This is a genomic window from Phyllobacterium sp. P30BS-XVII (assembly GCF_014138335.1).
Classification (GTDB): Bacteria; Pseudomonadota; Alphaproteobacteria; order Rhizobiales; family Rhizobiaceae; genus Phyllobacterium; species Phyllobacterium meliloti.
Genome location: NZ_JACGXO010000005.1, coordinates 164,896 through 182,437, shown reverse-complemented (window position 1 = coordinate 182,437; position 17,542 = coordinate 164,896). Strand labels below are relative to the sequence as shown.

Annotated in this window: 20 protein-coding genes and 1 pseudogene; 12 read left to right on the top strand and 9 right to left on the bottom strand. The window is 55.2% G+C overall.

The features are described 5' to 3' along the window. Positions 1-14 precede the first annotated feature (14 nt). Positions 15-791 carry a class I SAM-dependent methyltransferase gene (locus tag FHW17_RS15540; RefSeq protein ID WP_348643745.1) on the top strand — a complete coding sequence of 259 codons (777 nt, stop codon included), beginning with the start codon at positions 15-17 and terminating at the stop codon, positions 789-791. A 62-nt stretch (positions 792-853) separates the two neighbouring features. On the opposite strand, the gene FHW17_RS15535 is transcribed toward FHW17_RS15540, so the two are convergent. Beyond that, positions 854-1,168 carry a PepSY domain-containing protein gene (locus FHW17_RS15535; RefSeq protein ID WP_182510279.1) on the bottom strand — a complete coding sequence of 105 codons (315 nt, stop codon included), beginning with the start codon at positions 1,166-1,168 and terminating at the stop codon, positions 854-856. An 88-nt stretch (positions 1,169-1,256) separates the two neighbouring features. Next, positions 1,257-2,066 carry a mechanosensitive ion channel domain-containing protein gene (locus tag FHW17_RS15530; RefSeq protein ID WP_112524561.1) on the bottom strand — a complete coding sequence of 270 codons (810 nt, stop codon included), beginning with the start codon at positions 2,064-2,066 and terminating at the stop codon, positions 1,257-1,259. Between the two features lie 305 nt (positions 2,067-2,371). Here FHW17_RS15530 and ftsZ point away from each other — a divergent pair. Continuing rightward, positions 2,372-3,370, top strand: a pseudogene (gene ftsZ / locus FHW17_RS15525) (cell division protein FtsZ); the annotation flags it as partial. A 143-nt stretch (positions 3,371-3,513) separates the two neighbouring features. On the opposite strand, the gene FHW17_RS15520 reads toward ftsZ, so the two are convergent. Next, positions 3,514-3,975, bottom strand: a complete 462-nt coding sequence (locus FHW17_RS15520; protein WP_348643744.1) for a PadR family transcriptional regulator — start codon at positions 3,973-3,975, stop codon at positions 3,514-3,516. 51 nt (positions 3,976-4,026) lie between these two features. Here FHW17_RS15520 and FHW17_RS25225 point away from each other — a divergent pair, with 51 nt between their 5' ends. Further along, complete coding sequence (locus FHW17_RS25225) at positions 4,027-4,482, top strand: hypothetical protein (RefSeq protein WP_246706856.1); 456 nt, start codon at positions 4,027-4,029, stop codon at positions 4,480-4,482. 88 nt (positions 4,483-4,570) lie between these two features. Here the strand turns inward: FHW17_RS25225 and FHW17_RS15510 are convergent, their stop codons facing one another. Then, complete coding sequence (locus FHW17_RS15510) at positions 4,571-5,161, bottom strand: TetR/AcrR family transcriptional regulator (RefSeq protein WP_113096167.1); 591 nt, start codon at positions 5,159-5,161, stop codon at positions 4,571-4,573. A 128-nt stretch (positions 5,162-5,289) separates the two neighbouring features. After that, the gene (locus FHW17_RS15505; protein WP_112524548.1) at positions 5,290-6,234 is read right to left on the bottom strand and encodes a GlxA family transcriptional regulator; all 945 of its coding nucleotides are present in this window, start codon (positions 6,232-6,234) and stop codon (positions 5,290-5,292) included. Positions 6,235-6,331: 97 nt separating this feature from the next. On the opposite strand from FHW17_RS15505, the gene FHW17_RS15500 reads away from it, so the two are divergent. Further along, a complete protein-coding gene (locus FHW17_RS15500) occupies positions 6,332-7,153 on the top strand; it encodes an SDR family oxidoreductase (RefSeq protein WP_162700325.1) in 822 nt (273 codons plus the stop codon). A 47-nt stretch (positions 7,154-7,200) separates the two neighbouring features. On the opposite strand, the gene FHW17_RS15495 is transcribed toward FHW17_RS15500, so the two are convergent. Both FHW17_RS15495 and FHW17_RS15490 read right to left on the bottom strand, forming a co-directional pair. Further along, the gene (locus tag FHW17_RS15495) at positions 7,201-7,695 is read right to left on the bottom strand and encodes a hypothetical protein (protein WP_112524542.1); all 495 of its coding nucleotides are present in this window, start codon (positions 7,693-7,695) and stop codon (positions 7,201-7,203) included. Between the two features lie 104 nt (positions 7,696-7,799). After that, the gene (locus FHW17_RS15490) at positions 7,800-8,174 is read right to left on the bottom strand and encodes a hypothetical protein (RefSeq protein WP_162700326.1); all 375 of its coding nucleotides are present in this window, start codon (positions 8,172-8,174) and stop codon (positions 7,800-7,802) included. A gap of 186 nt (positions 8,175-8,360) precedes the next feature. On the opposite strand from FHW17_RS15490, the gene FHW17_RS15485 reads away from it, so the two are divergent. The 5 genes from FHW17_RS15485 to FHW17_RS15465 all read left to right on the top strand — a co-directional run bounded on the left by FHW17_RS15485 (position 8,361) and on the right by FHW17_RS15465 (position 12,614). Continuing rightward, complete coding sequence (locus FHW17_RS15485; RefSeq protein WP_112524535.1) at positions 8,361-9,008, top strand: response regulator transcription factor; 648 nt, start codon at positions 8,361-8,363, stop codon at positions 9,006-9,008. A gap of 206 nt (positions 9,009-9,214) precedes the next feature. Continuing rightward, positions 9,215-9,664 (top strand): hypothetical protein, encoded by a 450-nt coding sequence (locus FHW17_RS15480; RefSeq protein WP_162735940.1) that lies wholly within the window; start codon positions 9,215-9,217, stop codon positions 9,662-9,664. 12 nt (positions 9,665-9,676) lie between these two features. After that, on the top strand, positions 9,677-10,909 hold the full coding sequence (locus FHW17_RS15475; RefSeq protein ID WP_091877409.1) for a sensor histidine kinase: 1,233 nt from the start codon (positions 9,677-9,679) through the stop codon (positions 10,907-10,909). A gap of 113 nt (positions 10,910-11,022) precedes the next feature. Then, on the top strand, positions 11,023-11,766 hold the full coding sequence (locus FHW17_RS15470; protein WP_182510277.1) for a GGDEF domain-containing protein: 744 nt from the start codon (positions 11,023-11,025) through the stop codon (positions 11,764-11,766). Positions 11,767-11,939: 173 nt separating this feature from the next. Beyond that, a complete protein-coding gene (locus FHW17_RS15465; RefSeq protein ID WP_112524528.1) occupies positions 11,940-12,614 on the top strand; it encodes a class I SAM-dependent methyltransferase in 675 nt (224 codons plus the stop codon). Between the two features lie 186 nt (positions 12,615-12,800). Here FHW17_RS15465 and FHW17_RS15460 read toward each other — a convergent pair whose 3' ends face one another. After that, positions 12,801-13,130, bottom strand: coding sequence for a hypothetical protein (locus FHW17_RS15460; protein ID WP_182510276.1), 330 nt, complete (start codon positions 13,128-13,130; stop codon positions 12,801-12,803). A gap of 703 nt (positions 13,131-13,833) precedes the next feature. Continuing rightward, the gene (locus tag FHW17_RS15455; RefSeq protein ID WP_227988129.1) at positions 13,834-14,682 is read right to left on the bottom strand and encodes a hypothetical protein; all 849 of its coding nucleotides are present in this window, start codon (positions 14,680-14,682) and stop codon (positions 13,834-13,836) included. Between the two features lie 459 nt (positions 14,683-15,141). On the opposite strand from FHW17_RS15455, the gene FHW17_RS15450 reads away from it, so the two are divergent. The 3 genes from FHW17_RS15450 to FHW17_RS15440 all read left to right on the top strand — a co-directional run bounded on the left by FHW17_RS15450 (position 15,142) and on the right by FHW17_RS15440 (position 17,535). Continuing rightward, on the top strand, positions 15,142-15,777 hold the full coding sequence (locus tag FHW17_RS15450) for a hemolysin III family protein (RefSeq protein ID WP_348643750.1): 636 nt from the start codon (positions 15,142-15,144) through the stop codon (positions 15,775-15,777). A 12-nt stretch (positions 15,778-15,789) separates the two neighbouring features. Further along, positions 15,790-16,413: a glutathione S-transferase family protein gene (locus tag FHW17_RS15445; protein ID WP_182510273.1), complete on the top strand. Its 624-nt coding sequence runs from the start codon at positions 15,790-15,792 to the stop codon at positions 16,411-16,413. A 210-nt stretch (positions 16,414-16,623) separates the two neighbouring features. Further along, entirely contained in the window at positions 16,624-17,535 is a 912-nt protein-coding gene (locus FHW17_RS15440; RefSeq protein WP_112528663.1) for an ABC transporter substrate-binding protein, read from the top strand. Positions 17,536-17,542: the final 7 nt, after the last annotated feature.

The following is a 17,542-nucleotide window of genomic DNA, read 5'->3' as shown; positions in this document are numbered from 1 at the left end:
AAGGAGACTTGATCGTGCTGAACAGATTCAATGATGGCAGTGCTGGTGACGCCAATTACGGTGTGATTGGCGCTGACTACACCAGATATCGCCAGCCCGACCCGCACATTGCCGAGTTTATACGTTCTGCGTTGAGCGATGCGAGATCCGTTCTCAATGTCGGTGCGGGCGCCGGGTCTTATGAACCAATCGACCGGATGGTGACAGCCCTTGAGCCTTCGGCTTCCATGCGTGCGCAAAGGCCGGGTCACTTACCGATGGCGGTCGACGGTGTTGCCGAAAGACTGCCATTTCCTGACCAAAGCTTTGATGCGAGCATGGCAACCTTTACGGTCCACCAGTGGCCTGACTTGAAAGCTGGTCTTGCAGAAATGCGGCGCGTTACCCGCGGCACCGTACTGATCCTGTCCTGCGATCCGGACGAACTGCATCGCTCATGGCTAGCCAATTATGCGCCTGAAATGATTGCGGTCGAAGCGCGCCGATATCCCTCGATGCGCTCAATCCGGGAGGGGCTTGGCGGCGAGGTCGAGATCGTTCCTGTTCCTATTCCCCTCAACTGTGCGGACGGCTTTGGCGAAGCCTACTATGGACGCCCTGAGCGCCTGCTGGAGAAAGGCGCCCGTCTGGCAAATTCGGCATGGAGTTTTGTCGACTCTTCCGTCGCCGATCGCTTCGTCGAGAAACTCGCTCGTGATCTTGATACCGGAATTTGGGATGCCATGTATGGAAGCCTCCGTACCCAACCATTCTTTGAGGGCTCCCTCAGGCTGATCATCGGGCGAAAGTGACCATGTGAGAAAGGCCCCGCTGATGCACATCGGGGCCTTTCTCTGTATAGATACAACACCTGCTAATCGACGGAGATGACTTCGCCTGTCTGTCTGTCGACATTAACCCGGATGTCGTTGCCGCGCCGATCGGTGCCTTCCACAATGAAGCGCGACCGTCTGCGTTCGATATTGTCCACATTTCGCAGGCCTTCGGCACGCGCCACGCGCACAGCTTCGCGTTCGCTGATTTCCATTCCACGACGCATGGGCCGCTCGACGCGTGGCTCCACCAGTCGCACACCACCGGGGCCAATTTCAACGGATTGTGCAAAAGATGACGTCGCCGACATGACTGTCAGTGCGGCAACACCTGCAATGGCAAAAGCTTTCAACATGATTGTCTCCCTGAATTAATAAAATTCATGCTTACGGGGAGATAACGCAGAGCGCAGGGCGTGGTTCCCATCGCAGACAGCACTGGCCCTACTCGGCGGCCAGTTTCCCGGCGTGAAAGACGTTGCGCGTGCCTTTGGTCAAATCGGCCTTCACCGCAGCGAAATCGCCTGGTGATGTCCAGTATCGCAGAGTTACCACAACTGAATCCTCCGTCAGATCGGACACGAAGGCTTGTGGTCCCGGATTTTGCAAAATCCGTTTGTCACCGGCAGTCAGTTTGACAAGGCTTTTTTGAACCTGATCGACATCTTCATCAGGACCTGCGCTGATCGTGATATCGTTGCGCCTGACACCGTTACGCGTGTAGTTCTTCACCGGCTGGGTCCATAGTGTCGAATTCGGAGCAAGGACGTAAACACCATCCGCTGCCCGCAACCGCGTGGCAAACAGACCAATTTCCTCCACAGTGCCCGTAACGCTGCCGACTTCAACATATTCGCCGATACGCAGAGGCCTCAGGGCCAGTAGCATGATGCCGGCGGCGATATTCTGCAATGTCCCTTGCAAAGCGAGCCCGATGGCCAGACCGATCGCGCCAATGGCTGCAATGACCGAGGCAGTCTGGATGCCGAACTGGCCGAGCACCATGACTGTTACAAGACCAAGCACCACATACCGGGCAATCTTTGAAAAGAAGCGGCGCAGCGTAAGATCAAAGCCACTCACCTGCCCCAATCCGGCATAGAGCCATCGCTCGACCAGCCCAGCAACGATATAGCCGATCACCAGCAGCAATATGGCCCCTATCACCGAGAATGAATAGGTGACGACAAGCGCACTGGCTTGCTGAACTCCGGTTTGAATGGCGTTGAAGGCGTTTTGGGGATCAAGTTCCATGAAGCATTTCTCCTTGTCAGGGACTGCAGGACAAAACTTTACAGCACTGGGATAGTTCCCAAATCGGCTGCATCGCCTGCCCTCGAATCCTCTTCGGGGAACTAATACCTAAACATCATTGTGGCCATACTTTTGACAACGCCAGAAGGCGATATCCCATTTCAGGGCTTGCGCCGAAACCCGCTGTCTGATTCTTTGCCGGATATTGGGGCTAGAAGCAGTTTTGATTCTCCAGCTGAGCCCCGCCATACCATTAAGTACCTGCACGCCGATAATGATCACCGGCCGGGAATAAGGATTGCACGATGTCAATTAACCTCAAGAAGCCGGAAATTTCCGAGATGAAACCGAATATCACAGTGTTCGGCGTCGGCGGAGGCGGTGGTAACGCGGTTAACAACATGATCCGCGAAAACCTGCAGGGAACACAGTTCATCGTTGCCAATACGGATGCACAGGCGCTGTCCATGTCCAAGGCGAGCCGCCTGATCCAGCTCGGCGCGAATGTAACGCAGGGTCTTGGCGCAGGGTCCCATCCGGAAATCGGCCGGGCGGCGGCGGAAGAAAGCATCGACGAAATTATGGACCACCTCGCCGGCACACATATGTGCTTCGTAACGGCGGGCATGGGTGGCGGCACCGGAACGGGCGCTGCGCCAGTGATCGCGCGTGCTGCTCGCTCTGCCGGTATTCTCACCGTCGGCGTCGTGACAAAGCCATTTTCCTTCGAAGGCACACGCCGTATGCGCATGGCCGATGAAGGACTGGAAGAACTGCGTGACAGCGCCGATACGCTGATTGTTATTCCCAACCAGAACCTTTTCCGCGTTGCCAATGCCGCCACGACTTTTGCCGATGCTTTTGCCACGGCTGACCGCGTTCTTTATTCCGGCGTCGCCTGCATCACCGATCTGATGGTGCGCGAAGGTCTGATCAATCTGGATTTCGCTGACGTGCGCTCCGTCATGCGCGACATGGGCCGTGCCATGATGGGCACCGGCGAAGGTTCGGGTGAAGGCCGCGCGCAGGCAGCCGCCGAGGCCGCTATTGCCAATCCGCTTCTCGACGTGGAATCGATGAAGGGCGCCAAGGGCGTTCTGGTCTCGATTTCTGGCGGGCGTGATATGACGCTGTTTGAAGTGGATGAAGCGGCTACCCGTATTCGCGAAGAAGTTGACGATCAGGCCAATATCATCCTTGGCGCAACATTTGACGATGCGCTGGAAGGTGTGTTCCGGGTATCGGTTGTTGCAACGGGCATTGATGTTGCTCGTGCAGCCTCGGACACCGGGGCTCCGGGCTCTGTCCTGTCAATGACACGACGTCAGGCCTGATCAGGCATTCAACAATATTAGATATTTAAAAGAGAAATTTCCCTTGTTGGTTTAACTTGGGAAATTGCATTCGGAGCAGCACCATGTCTGCCGCTGCTCCGAATAGGTAGTTGTTAGTCTTGCTTCTTGCCGGATTCGATATCCAGCGCGGCCTGTTCAAGTATCTTGCGAACCCGTTCCGCCTCTTCCGCGTCCCAGCCATGGCTGTGCAGATGCAGCGCTGTGCGCAGCGTATCCATCGCATGGGCGATGGCTTCCGGTGCGCGCTGTCCGGCCATGGAACGGGCAACCATGCCCATTCGTGTGCGAACCGCATCAACGAGGTTCTTGTTCTCAGCCAGATAGGCAAGCCCCTCCTCGGTGATGGTGTAGAGCTTCTTGGAGCCTTCGCTCGCCGCAGCCGTAACCTGCCCTATTTCCTCAAGGAATGTCAGGGACGGATAGACTGAACCGGGACTTGGCGCATAGGCGCCACCGAACAGCTCTTCAATATCCTTGATCAACTCGTAGCCGTGGCGGGGCCGCTCGGCGACCAGCGCCAGCAGGACAAGACGCAGATCGCCCGATGCGAACACCCGGCCTCCTCCGCCTCTGCGGCCAAACCGACCGCCGCCGCCGGGACCATCATGGCCACCGCCATGGCGGCCGAAGCCTCGACCCATGGCATGCAGGATTGCGCGTTCGACGTGTTCATGCCGTTCGTTTCGTTCGTGATGACAATTTCTAAACATGTGTTTTCTCCTTTTCATACACAAACGATATATCTTTTGAGTCTATCTGTAAACAGAATCTTTAAATCGCATCGAAAGTACGCACCACCGCTGCGCTATGTGTATGATTGTCTTGGAGAAAATATTGCGGCATTCATTCATCGGCTGGCTGTAAAGTCGCAACACGGACTATATCGCCAGTGCCAAAACTCACTTGCTCCGCCGATCGATCTCTTCCGCTTGCTGCCGCGTTATGCCGATATCATCGAGCAAATGATCGCTGAGCTTACTGATGCGCGGGTCATCCGCGCGCTCTGCCCGGTAGAACAAATTGCTCCAGAGGGACGTGCGGACTTTTCTGATCAATTCTAACACGGCGTCACCGCTTTTCTGCAGGCCAATGGTATTGGGTTCATTTACTAGTAGACCAGTCGTCTTGAAATTAGGCATGATAAATCTCCTATGCGTGGTTTTTAAGCAGCCCGTCGAACGCCATCGTCTTGAAACGCTGGAGCGGTGCGATGCTGCCTTCGGTCTTCATGCGAACAAGGGCGCCTTCATAGGCGTCAATGAGAAAAGCCGCGGTTTCATCAGGATCAAGATGTGAAGGCAATTCCCCCTGCTCCCGCGCTTCCCGCAAGACTTGTTGAAAATCGCGCTGCCAGGCAGCAAAGGCACGGTGCAGTTCCTGCCGGAGCACATCACTATGAACCGCGATCGATTGGGCAAGATTGCCGAGCAAACATCCACCTATGGGGTTCTCGCTGGCATATACCTGCTCATGATACTCAAAATAGGCGCGCAGACGCTGCAGCGGTGATTTGCTCTCGTCGGTCAGCAATTGGGTCCGAACGGTCTGATTGCCCTCCGTATAGGAACCGACAACCGCCGAGGCAAACTCCTCCTTGCTGGCAAAGAAGTGGTAGAATGAACCCTTGGGGACGCCAGCGGATTTGAGGATTGGCCCAATTCCCGCCCCTTCATAACCGTGCGAGAGAAGAGCTTTCAGCCCCTCGTCAATAAGTACAGCGCGTGTGTCAATTTTGCTCATGCATAAAAAGTAGACCAGTCGTCTAGTAAAGTCAACCCTCCCTGATATTTTGGCTAAATCGGCTTGCAGCAGGATTGGCAGACATGAGAATGCGCAGCGCGAAGGATACTCGCCTGATCTCAAAGGCTTTACGTGAGCGCTGCTTCGCGCGCATTGCGCCGGATCACCTGTGGCGGCTGACCGAAAGCCCTCAGAAATGCGCGGCGCATCCGCTCGCGATCAGCAAATCCGGTTTCCTGCGCCACGGTATCGATAGGCAGACGCCCCTGCTCCATCATCAGCCGTGCCGCCTCGACACGCAGGTTCTCGACAGCCTTGGCGGGCGATTGGCCTGTTTCCGCCTTGAATGCGCGGCTGAACTGGCGCGGACTGAGATGCGCCGCCTCCGCAAGCTGCTCCACCGAAAGCGCCGTTTGCAGATTACGCTTGGCATAAACAAGCGCGCTCTGGATGCGATCGGATTTGGGTTCGAGATCAAGCAGCGTTGAAAACTGTGATTGTCCACCCGCCCGGCGATGATAGATGACGAGGCTTTTTGCTACCAGCCGGGCAATATCTGCACCCAGATCCTTTTCGACCATCGCCAACGCCAGATCGACCCCGGCAGTCATGCCTGCCGACGTCCAGACCGAGCCGTCAACGATGAATATCCGGTCTTCTTCCACTTTGATTGCAGGAAAACCGGAACGCAGATCCCGCGCATAGAACCAATGGGTGGTTGCCCGGCGCCCATCCAGAATACCTGCTTCGGCAAGAACAAACGCACCCGTGCATATAGACGCAATGCGCCGTGCACGGTTCATTTCCCGCTGCATGAAGGCGACCAAACCCGGCCTCGACGGCGCGATACCGGTGGCACCACCAACAATCAGCGTGTCGAAAGCTGCATCATTGAACGGCTCAGTCTGCATCGCCAATCCGATAGAGTTGCGAATGGGTCCACCCGTTTCCGACAACAGATGCACATCATAGATCGTCTCCTCTGCCTCGATATTGGCGAATTCGAACACCGACGCCGCAGCCAGACTCATCATCTGGAAATCAGGGAAAACCACAAATCCGATACGTTGCATGACATCATGTCCTAAAAGGTTGCATATATGACATTTGGGACGCCAATGAAGCGATGTAAAGTGCAACTCACTATCAACAACCACAAACATATGGAGCATGATGATGAGCACGAACCCAAGCAAAGGCACCGCCCTGATTACCGGAGCATCTTCCGGCATTGGTGCAATTTACGCCGACCGCCTCGCCCGGCGCGGATATGATCTGATCCTTGTTGCCAGAAACCGCGGACGTCTGGACGCGCTCGCCGAGCGGCTGACAACGGCAACAGGCCGTTCAATCGAGGCGGTCGCTGCCGATCTGAACAACAAGGCCGATCTCGCACGCATCGAGAATATCCTGAAAACCGATGCCAGCATTACGCTGTTGGTCAACAATGCCGGTGTCGGCGCATCGAAACCATTGCTGGATGGCGAAATCGATAGCCTCGACAGTCTTATCAGTCTGAACGTCACCGCCCTGACCCGGCTGACCTATGCGGCAGCGCCGGGTTTTGTCGCCAGAGGCGGCGGCACGATCATCAATATCTCGTCCATCGTTGCCGTTTCACCTGAACTTCTGAATGGGGTTTACGGGGGCAGCAAGGCTTTCGTTCTGGCTTTCAGCCAATCGCTGAAGCACGAGCTTGCTGATAAGGGCGTGCGAATTCAGGTTGTACTTCCCGGTGCCACCGCCACCGAATTCTGGGACGTCGCAGGGGTGCCGATTACGCATCTGCCTGAAGCGATAGTCATGACCAGCGAAGATCTGGTCGACGGCGCTCTGGCAGGGTTTGATCAGGGTGAATTCGTCACCATTCCATCTTTGCCCGATGCAGCGGACTGGGACCGCTACGAATCAGCACGAACAGGCCTTGCACCGAATCTCTCGCACAAGAAGCCCGCTGAACGTTACGGAGTTGCCCCCCGCGCCGCCGCATAGTGACAAAAAGAGCGCCTGCCGGATGGCGGGCGCTCTTTATCGCAGATTTATCGATACCGGCTCGACGACGCGACGCGAGGGATTTTACGAACAATATTCTGGTTGCTTGCAGCCTGTTCGGGAGAAATTTCCGCGAGCCTGCGCAGGTTACGTTCGCTTTCAAACTGCATAACCGACAGCGCGATGCCCACCGAAGGCTTGCAGCGCCCATGCAGTGACGCCACGAGAATTTCGCGCCCCGAGAAAAGTCCGTTCAAATCATAATTGGACAGATAATCGTCCACGGCAGCACGCGCATTAAGGAAGGCCGATTTCCAGACCTCCATGATCTCGCCATGCAATGCCGCTGCAACGCGCCACCGCTCATAGCGCTCTCCGGCATTCACCGCATCGCGATAAGCCGCCAGACGCTCACGCAATTCGTCGCATAGCGCAGCCAGTGGGCTGATCTTTTTTTGAATAACTGACTCTGCGCCACGGATCAGTTTTGCTGTTTCCGGGTCAGTATCGATAGGCTGGGGACTGGCCCAATTACTCGGCATGGTGGTCGATTCCCTCGAAATATCAGCGCTTGAGGACTTTTTCCCACGTGAAACGCCCGCTCAATGCGACTTGATCGAGATTTCAGCACAGGTACCGGTTCGATTTATTGGCATTCCGACTGTGGTTGTGCGATCAGCGTCTGCAGGATTGAGAACAGCTCGTATTTGTCCAAACTGTCATCGTCCTCCAGCAGAAGAGAACAAATGTGCCGTGCCTTCGCTGCAAATTCTTCCAACGTATTTGCCGGATGCCTGAGCATCGCAACGCGTGCATGATGTTCCGCATCCGTCGCCGCCGCAAGGCGCCTGTCAAATGAGGCAGTCTCCTGCCCGCCATCCATGCAATCGGTGCATGCACGTACAAGCCATTGTAGTTCGCGTCTGGAATTTCTGTGCTGTTCGAGCACAGTTGCAATTGAAGCAACGCGGGCGGCAGGATTAACCCTGATACCATCGATGGTAATGACAGCCAAAGTCACGCCGAAAATCCCCTTGATGCAAATCTGCACCGCTCACGTTTCGGTCGGAACACTATTCCGTTATACCAAGAAAAATAGGGACAACCCTGTCCCTATTTTGCGCTTTATAGAAATCGCACTACTCTCTAAGCGCCAATGCTGTCAGCATGGTAAAATGGCGTGCAACCGGGAGTACGCGTGAAGGCGATGGCGGAACAGACGTCGAAGCATACACACGTGCTGATCATCGAAGATCAGCACTTAATGAGACTGGCCCTGATTCATGAATTGCAGGCGGCCTTGCCTGCGTCCATTGTTCATGGCGCAGCCAATATAACAATTGCGCTCGATCTGCTGGAATCACACCAGTTCGACCTTGTGGTGATTGATCCGGGTCTTCCCGGCTATGATCCGAAGTCACAGGACGACCGTTTTGATGTCGTGCAGGTTGTCATAGAACTGTCACCCGATGCCATCCATTTTGTGGTTACGGGTTCCGACACGGATGAAGAATGGGAACATTGCCAGAAACTCGGCGTCGTCGGCTATCTGGCCAAGAACAATCTAAGGCCCGGAGCCCTGGTTGACGTTCTGCAGGAGGTTGCAGAACGCGGATACAGTGTCAGGCTTTCAAATGAGACGACAGCACCACCCGAATTCTATCATTCGGGTCTGACACCGCGTGAACAGGAAATACTCGGCTGGATGCGGCAACGACCGTCTGGAATCAGTCGCAAAGAAATATATGAACAGCTCGGGGATCGCTTTGATATTGATGCAGCATCTGCAGAAAAATACTATAAACGTGCGCGTGCAAAGCTAATAAAAACCGGGCTCCTACCAAAGGGGTTATGATGGGGACTGCTCTGGAACACCATAATAACAAAAAACTAAAGGCATCAGCGGCAATTGGAGGTCTTTTCGCCACTGGAACTGCCAACCGAACAAAACAGATAAATAACGCAGGCAAGCAGGTTTCTTTTCTCTTCGCGGGCCTGTGCCTCTGCATGTCGGTTTTTTCGGGCACATCTTTCGCCAATGATGACCCCGCGGTCATTCAAATGCAGGATGCATCCGGCGGTGCTTTGGCAACCTTTACGCAGGAAAAACTCCGTCAGGAGTTTCCCATGCATGATCTGGTGACGGAGACCCCCTGGACCAATGGCGTGAAAATCCATTTCCGTGGCCCTTCGGTGAAGGAAATGGTGACCAAGTACAAGATTGCGGACAAGCCCAATCTCGAAGTTGCTGCATTCGACAATTACATTATAAAAATCACCATGGAAGAGGTGGCTGAGTTTGCGCCTATCATTGCACTCGAACAGGCCTGCACAGATACCGACAAGCAAAGCGGCATCTGCACGAAGGATCAGGATTTCAGGCCTTTATCACTCGATGATGGCGGGCCGTTCTATATTGTCTGGCCGCTGGGCAAATTGCCAAAGCCCTATATCCCGGCCCGTAACTCCATATGGGTATGGTTTGTTACCTCGATCCGCCCGGCCGATTGAAACTGACTGAACATGAAGCTGGATAAGTACCTCGACCCGCTCTTTTACATCATCCTGATCGGAGCGGCCCTGCTCTGTGTCTGGTCGTTTGTCCGCGCGGATCTGTACCGTATCCAGACCAATGAAATCATGAGCCAGACCTTTGAGGTTCAGGTTCGCGCTTCACAGGCACGCGAGAAGATTGCCAGTATCAAGGGCTATCTGATGCTCGCCACCAGAACGGGCGATCCTGAGCCGCGCCTGATTCAGGAAGTAACCCTGATGAATTTCAACCTGAAATCGCTGGATCAGCTCGACTACGCAGACCGGTTTCTTGATGCGCCTGATATCGCTTCACTGAAAAAGACGATCCTCACCGTAGACACAGTCTTGACCCCGCAGATCAAGGCAAGCCAGTTCGACAAGGCGTTAAAAACCGTACAAACCATCGAAACGGATATTTTCCGCACCGCCGGATCGACCTTGGCTCACAGTATTACCCTGCAGGGCACCGCCACCATCGCCGCCGATGTTGCCAGAAACAAGCTTCTGGGTGCGGCTGGCGCGCTGATCCTTGCCGGACTGCTCATCCATCAGCGCAGCCTTCTGGCCCGCCGCAAGGACCAGCATATCCGCTCGTTTTCCGCACTGTTTGCCCATATGACGCGCACCCGGATTGCCGCGCTGCGTCTGTTCCTCGGCTATGTCGGCAACAACGCCATTCCCTCATCGGAAATGACCGAAGCGGCCCGCAGCACGATTGCCGAACTGGAAAGCATCAATGAGGGCCTGATGATGATCGGCCACTCCAAGACGCAGTTCAAAAAGGTGCCACTAGGGGATTTGCTGGCGGATATCGTGTCAAAGAGCCCGATCAACCTGCAGCTGGACATTGAGCAGGCCGCGCGTAAATCACTTATTCCCGCATCTCAGTTCCATCTTATCATTGACGAACTGGTCCGCAACGCCACCAATGCCGTCGCCACCCGCACCGATCCGGTTATTGCGATCAGGGCGAGCGTCAACCGCCGCTTTCTGCAGCGCCCGCAACTGGTACTGGTTGTTGCGGACAACGGTATCGGCATGAGCCCCTCCACGCTGGCGAAAGCCAAGGAGCCATTCTTTTCGACCAAGGCGGGCGTCCACCTTGGTCTTGGCCTGACAAACTGCATGGAACTGGTGAAAACCATGACGGGAAAGCTGAAAATCACATCGGTCCCCGATGTCGGCACGACCGTGCGCATCAGCTACGGGCTCGATAGCTAATCCCGGCAAGCCATTTTTGAACCCGATTGTTCGAATTAGACACAACCCAGGATAGCTTTCTTCACTTGTTTCAGGCTTGAATGCCGGTGCTCGCAACTGACCCGGCGGAAACAATGAACATCTACAACTTATGGATGACCCGATTCGGTGCGCTTTCGCCATTGCGGCAAGTCGCGATCATGGTTGGCATGGCCACCATATCATCGGTTATTCTGGCTGTGAGCGCCTTCTTCGTCATTGGCCTGCAAACGCCCTATCGGGTTGCCGCCGTTACAACAGGCATCGTCGTTCTTGTCAGCCTGCCGCTTGGCGCATTTCTGGTCGGGCTGAATTACAAATTGAAGCAGCTTGCAGAGCAGCTTGATCTCGACTCGCGCCGGGATGATTTGACCGGCCTGCTCAACCGCGCCGAGTTTTACCTGCAGACACAGCAACTGTTTGCAAGATCCAGACCCATCGACAGTGCGGGTGCCCTCCTCTACATCGACGCCGATTACTTCAAGGCCATCAATGATCGCTTTGGCCATGCCACTGGCGATGGCGTCATTCATGAACTTGGCCGGGTCATTAAGTCCAGCATCGGCGAGCGGGATTTGGCCGCGCGGATCGGCGGCGAGGAATTCACGGTATTCCTCGCCGATGCAGATCTTGGCCGCGCCAACTGGATAGCCCACAAAATTCTGATCGCCACCCGCGCTATTGGCAGGGAACTCGGGCTTGAGCGAACAACAATCACCGTCAGTATCGGTATTTCCCTGCACACACCGGGGCAGTCACTGGAAGAGACATTGGCGATTGCTGACAAATATCTTTATTCCGCCAAACATCAGGGTCGAAACCGGGTCGTTTATGGCTAAAACACTCAGGCGCTTGTCATCCCGGCGCGCTGATTGAGTTTTCCGCATCTGCGCCGCAGCCTCATCAAGGAGCTTGCATATCGTAACACATAGAGTTACATGAAATGCAATGACGGCCTTTCTTCCACCCCTGCCTTCTGCCGCAGTGGCGAGGCCCCGAACGGAGATGCAGAATGTCATCGTTTTCCAATCCCGATGTCGTTTCGGGATATGCGGCCAGAACCGCGCAACTTGTGCCGGGCCTTCACGACCTGCACCGGATGACTGGTCTGCTTCTGGCAGAGCGGGCTCCTGCCGATGCGCGCGTTCTGGTTCTCGGGGCTGGCGGAGGAATGGAACTGGGCGTGCTCGCGCAGATGCAACCGCGCTGGCATTTCGATGGCGTCGACCCCTCCGCCGAGATGCTTCAACTGGCCAGAACCAATCTCGGTGCGCAGGCCTCTCGTGTTGCGTTCCACGAGGGCTATATCGACAGTGCGCCCGAGGGCCCATTCGACGCTGCAACCTGTCTTCTAACGCTTCACTTCCTGCCGGAAGAGGAACGGCGGCAGACGCTGCGCGCGATCCAGCAGCGATTGAAGCCCGGCGCGCCCTTTGTTGCCGCGCACCACAGCTTCCCCAATGAGGGGGCGGAATTGGACAAATGGCTCGCGCGCTACGCGGCGTTCGCAGCGGCATCCGGGGCTCCAATATCCCTGACTGCGAACAGCATCAGAACCATGAAAGAGCGATTGCCCGTTCTTTCCCCCGCCATGGACGAAACCATTTTTCGCGACGCGGGATTCTCGAATATCGAGCTGTTTTACGCCGGTTTCACATTCAGGGGCTGGGTCGCTTACAAGAGTTGACCGCACCACGAAGACTAAGCAGGAGGCACCACCTTACCCTCCCCCAACGTGGGGAGGGTCGAACCGCAGGTTCGGGGTGGGGGGATGAATTGGCACACCGGTTGAATCGTGATGTCCGAGCAGTTACCCCCCACCCCGCTGCTGCGCAGCGACCCTCCCCACGTAGTGGGAGGGTAAAGGAGCCCGTCATCCTCCATTCTTGGGTTTAACCAGATGGTTTGTATATTCAAACGCTTCGCCCGGCCCCTGATCGAGGAAAAGCCGTGGCGGGTTATCTCCCACCTGCTTTATGTGGCTGATGATATGAACCCGGTTTTGCTTATCCCTATGAACTGAATAAACAAGTTCGCCATCCAGCCCTTTGTCTGCCCGCTTGCTCTCGATCCTGAACCGCATGGTCATCGCCAACAGCCCCAGCACAAAGGCAGGCGGAATGATCAGCCATATTGCCTTGATCAAATCAGGTGAGGATTGAAACGTATCAAGCAGATGAGCCCAGAAATTGTAGTCGGTCATGCGCACTCCCTTGTTTCACGAGGAAAGCGGCCACCCGAGGATTATCCTCTGGTGACCGGGGAGCTAGAAAGTCGCACACAGACGACCGCCACGGCCTTTAAGCCGAAGCTCTGGACATACGCCGAGGCCTCCCCGGCCATAGGGCTGAGGAGGTGCCTTTGCGGTCGACACCGACCGCTGTATGCGAGGTTTCTAGGCCCCAAGACCAATCCATTTCGACCGGTCTCAACGCAGACCATAGTGGGAAAATTATGCAGGTGGAAGGGGTTAGAATGTCAGTTTGCAGGGTTATTAGTGAGTGGAGTGTGTGGTTCGTGGTTCGACAGGCTCACCATGAGGGAGAGCGGTGGATGCAACGATAATCGCAGAGATTGCAGATCAAAATGGTTGCAGCGCAAAGGTTGCAGAACTTGGCTCCCTGCAATCCTCACTCTCCCTCATCCTGAGCTTGTCGAAGGGCGCAACGATGGTTCTGCAATGCAAAGGTTGCAGACTATCGCTCCCGACACCTCAACCCACTCCGTCATCCTCAGTCCTCGGGTTTAACCCGAGGATGACCCGAGGACCCACGACAAAGGGGAAGGAACGACTACAATTATCGTGCTTTCAGATCATGGGTCCTCGGGTCAAGCCCGAGGATGACGGAGAGATGTGGGTTGTGGCAGCAGGAAGCGGAGCGATGGCCCCGCTTCCCGTTATCAGATTAGCTCTTCAGGCGGGAATTGCAGAGGCTGTAATAGCCGCCGCCCTTCTGAATCCACTTGAGGCCGCCAAGCGTGTTGTTCTGCTTGTTGGCATAATACTGTTCAAGACATGTATGCATACGGGCCTTGCCAGCGCTTTCAGTGGAGTATTTGGCCGAAACGGCCTTCGGGAAACCAACGCCCGCTGGAGCTGCCGTCGTGGCTGCTGGCGGCTCATCCTTATAGGTCGCTGTCTGAGGTGTTGGAGCAGTGTCATCATCCGTAGCGGCAGCAGCTGCACCGGAGCTGCACTGTGCCTTGCGGAAATCATTCCACTTCTGGCCGCCAAGTGTGCCTGCCGTCTTGGCAGCCTGATACTTGGCACTGCATTCCTTCATCGTCAGACCACCACCGGTGCTGGCATCTGCCGGCGCAGTGGCTGTCTTGGTTGCTTTGGTTGGCGCGGCGGCCGGTGCAGTTGCTGCTGCATCACCACTGCACTGGGCCTTGCGGAAATCATTCCACTTCTGGCCGCCAAGTGTGCCTGCCGTCTTGGCAGCCTGATACTTGGCACTGCATTCCTTCATCGTCAGGCCGCCACCTGAATCAGCGGGCGCAGCAGCTTTTGGCGCTGCGGCTGTTGTCTTGGCGGCTTTGGTTGGAGCAGCCGGGGCCGGAGCCGCAGCGGCAGGCGATGCATCCGCACATTGCGTCTTGCGGAAATCATTCCACTTTGCGCCGCCAAGTGTCCCGGCAGTCTTTGCTGCCTGATACTTGACGCTGCACTCTTTCGCCGTGAGCGCATAGGCCGGTACAACCGTAAATGATGCGGCACCGATAATTCCGGCCAATATAAGATTCCGGGTCATAGACATTTTTGAACTCCCTCAATTTCAACAGTGCACATTCAGAAACTGGCACCAACCATGGCTTCCCCCCGAAACCCATAGTCTTCATATGTGATGAAATGATTATGGCTTAAATTGGAGAAGTAACCAACAGGAATTACGCATGCAGAATATTCAAAATATCTGACAGAATATTACAGAATTTCAAATAATTATACCAAAGTCTTATCAAAATACTGGTGCAATACCCACATAAAGACAACAACAAGAAAACGGCCTTTCAAAAGAGAAAAACTTCCGATGCGAAGAATCGGACGGCCTCTGTCGCCCTTAACCACGAGTTAACAATCTGAAGTTGTTAAACTGATCCTTGGCCCGAAGACATGAAGGGCGAGGCATTTACGCCGCCGGACTTTTCGTTGTTATATGCGGCCAAGGAAAAACTCTTCGATCAGGGAAACTTCGTTGCGTCCATCACCCATCCGCCCGCTGCCCGCGTTTGTCTTTCGCAAATACACCATCCCCGAACTTTGGGCCGATGGCGTTGTTCACATCTCGGGCGTTACGCTGGCAATCGTGGGATCGATTCTCCTGCTCGTCTTCGGGCCGGAAGAGCCTGCAACCTATGCCGCCGTGGCCATCTACCTTGCAACGCTTGTCCTCTCCATGGGGCTTTCGGCGATATACAACATATGGCCGATTTCGCCTGTCAAAGCCCTTTTGCGGCGTTTCGATCATTCGGCGATCTACCTGCTGATCGCGGGCACCTATACGCCGCTTATGGCCAAAAGCGGTACATGGTGGCTGCTATCCACTGTCTGGGCCATTGCCATCGCGGGCGTGTTGTTGAAACTTTTGATGCCCAACCGGTTCGACCGGCTGTCTATCGTGCTTTACCTTGCCTTGGGCTGGAGTGGCGTCGCCGCCTATCAGGAACTGACTCTGGCACTGTCCGCCACGGTGCTGTGGTTGATCCTCGCCGGGGGTCTTGTCTATTCCTTCGGTGTCATTTTCCACGTTCTTGAGCGGCTGCCATTTCACAATGCGATCTGGCATGCCTTTGTTCTGACCGCGGCAAGCATTCACTTTGCCGCCATTTGTACAGCGGTGGCATAGGAGTAGAATACCATGAGCAAATATGTGCTGATCGGTTCGGCAGGATGTGGCTCAGTCATTATCGAACTGGCCTTCGCCCGCGCAAAGGCCGCCTTTGTGCTTGAACAGATCCCCTATATTGAACCCGGTCCGGAACGTGATCGCCTGCTCGAACTCAATCCCCTCGGTCAGGTGCCCACGCTCATCCTGCCCGACGGCAATATATTGACGGAAAGCGCAGCAATCATTCTGCATCTGGCCGATGCTTTCCCTGACGCCGGACTGGCGCCCTCTGCCAGTGATCCGCATCGCCCGCAGTTTTTGCGCTGGCTCGTCTACATCGTCGGAGCGATTTATCCGGTTTCCACTTTTGGCGATGACCCTGCACGATGGGGGCTGGATGAGGCAAACCAGAAGAAATACCGCGACAGCCTCGAAGAATACCGCCTTAGCCTTTGGAAAAACGTCGAAGAGGTTGCAGACGAGCCGTGGTTCCTTGGCGAGAATTTCAGCGCTATCGATCTCTATCTGGCGGTCATGCGCAATTGGCGGCCGGGGCTCGGCGCATTTAACAGCCATTTTCCCAAACTCGCCGCCATCGCCGATAAAATTGGCAAAGAACCAGCCTTTGCAGAAATCCTTGATCGAGATTTCTAACTTCGCCCTAAACGCTCCTGCCATATCAGGCATAAATGCTGACATGACAGGCTTGAGCCACGGTGGAAAATAGGACAAGCTTGCAGGTGAACGGAAAGCTGCAAATTTTTCGTTGCAGGCCCTTTTCGCGGAAATAAATACCCGGACCCGCCACGGCAATCGTGGTTTAAAGGTCATATTAATTCGGGATATCCAAAGGGAACGAAAAGAATGTCTACCAGCAAAACCTTTCTCGGCGCTGCGCTCGCTCTGGCGCTTTCTATCGGATCTGCAGGCGCGCAGGTCGTTGTTTCATCAAAGATCGATACGGAAGGCGGCGTCCTCGGCAATATCATTCTGGCCGTGCTGAACGCCAACAAGATTGCCACCACAGACCGCATTCAGCTGGGCGCGACACCCATCGTGCGCAAGGCGATTACCGCCAAGGAAATCGATATCTACCCTGAATATACGGGCAATGCCGCGTTCTTCTTTGAAAAGGCTGATGATCCCGCATGGAAGGATGCGACCAAGGCCTATGAGACGGCAAAGAAGCTGGATTACGATGCCAACAAGATCGTCTGGCTGACGCCCTCACCCGCCAACAACACCTGGGCGATTGCCCTGCGCAAGGAAGTGGCGGACGCTGAAAAGCTGGTGACACTGTCCGATTTCGGCAAATATGTGGCTGGCGGTGGCAATGTCGTGCTTGCCGCCTCCTCCGAATTCGTCAATTCGGCGGCAGCCCTGCCTGCGTTCCAGACCACCTATGGTTTCAAGCTCAAATCCGACCAGCTGATCACGCTTTCGGGCGGTGATACGGCCGCAACGATTGCTGCTGCCGCCAACAAGACCAACGGAGCCAATGCGGCCATGGTTTACGGCACCGATGGCGGCATCGCTCCATCAGGCCTCGTTGTTCTTACAGATGATAAGGGTGTTCAGCCTGTTTATCAGCCCGCCCCGATCATCCGTGAGGCCGTGTTGAAAGAGCATCCTGAAATTGAGACTCTGCTCAAGCCAGTTTTTGAAAAGCTCGATCTCGTCACATTGCAGGACCTCAATGGCCGGGTGCAGGTGGGCGGCGAACCGGCAAAGGCTGTTGCGGAAGACTTTCTGAAGAAGAACGGTTTCCTCAAATAAGTCAGTC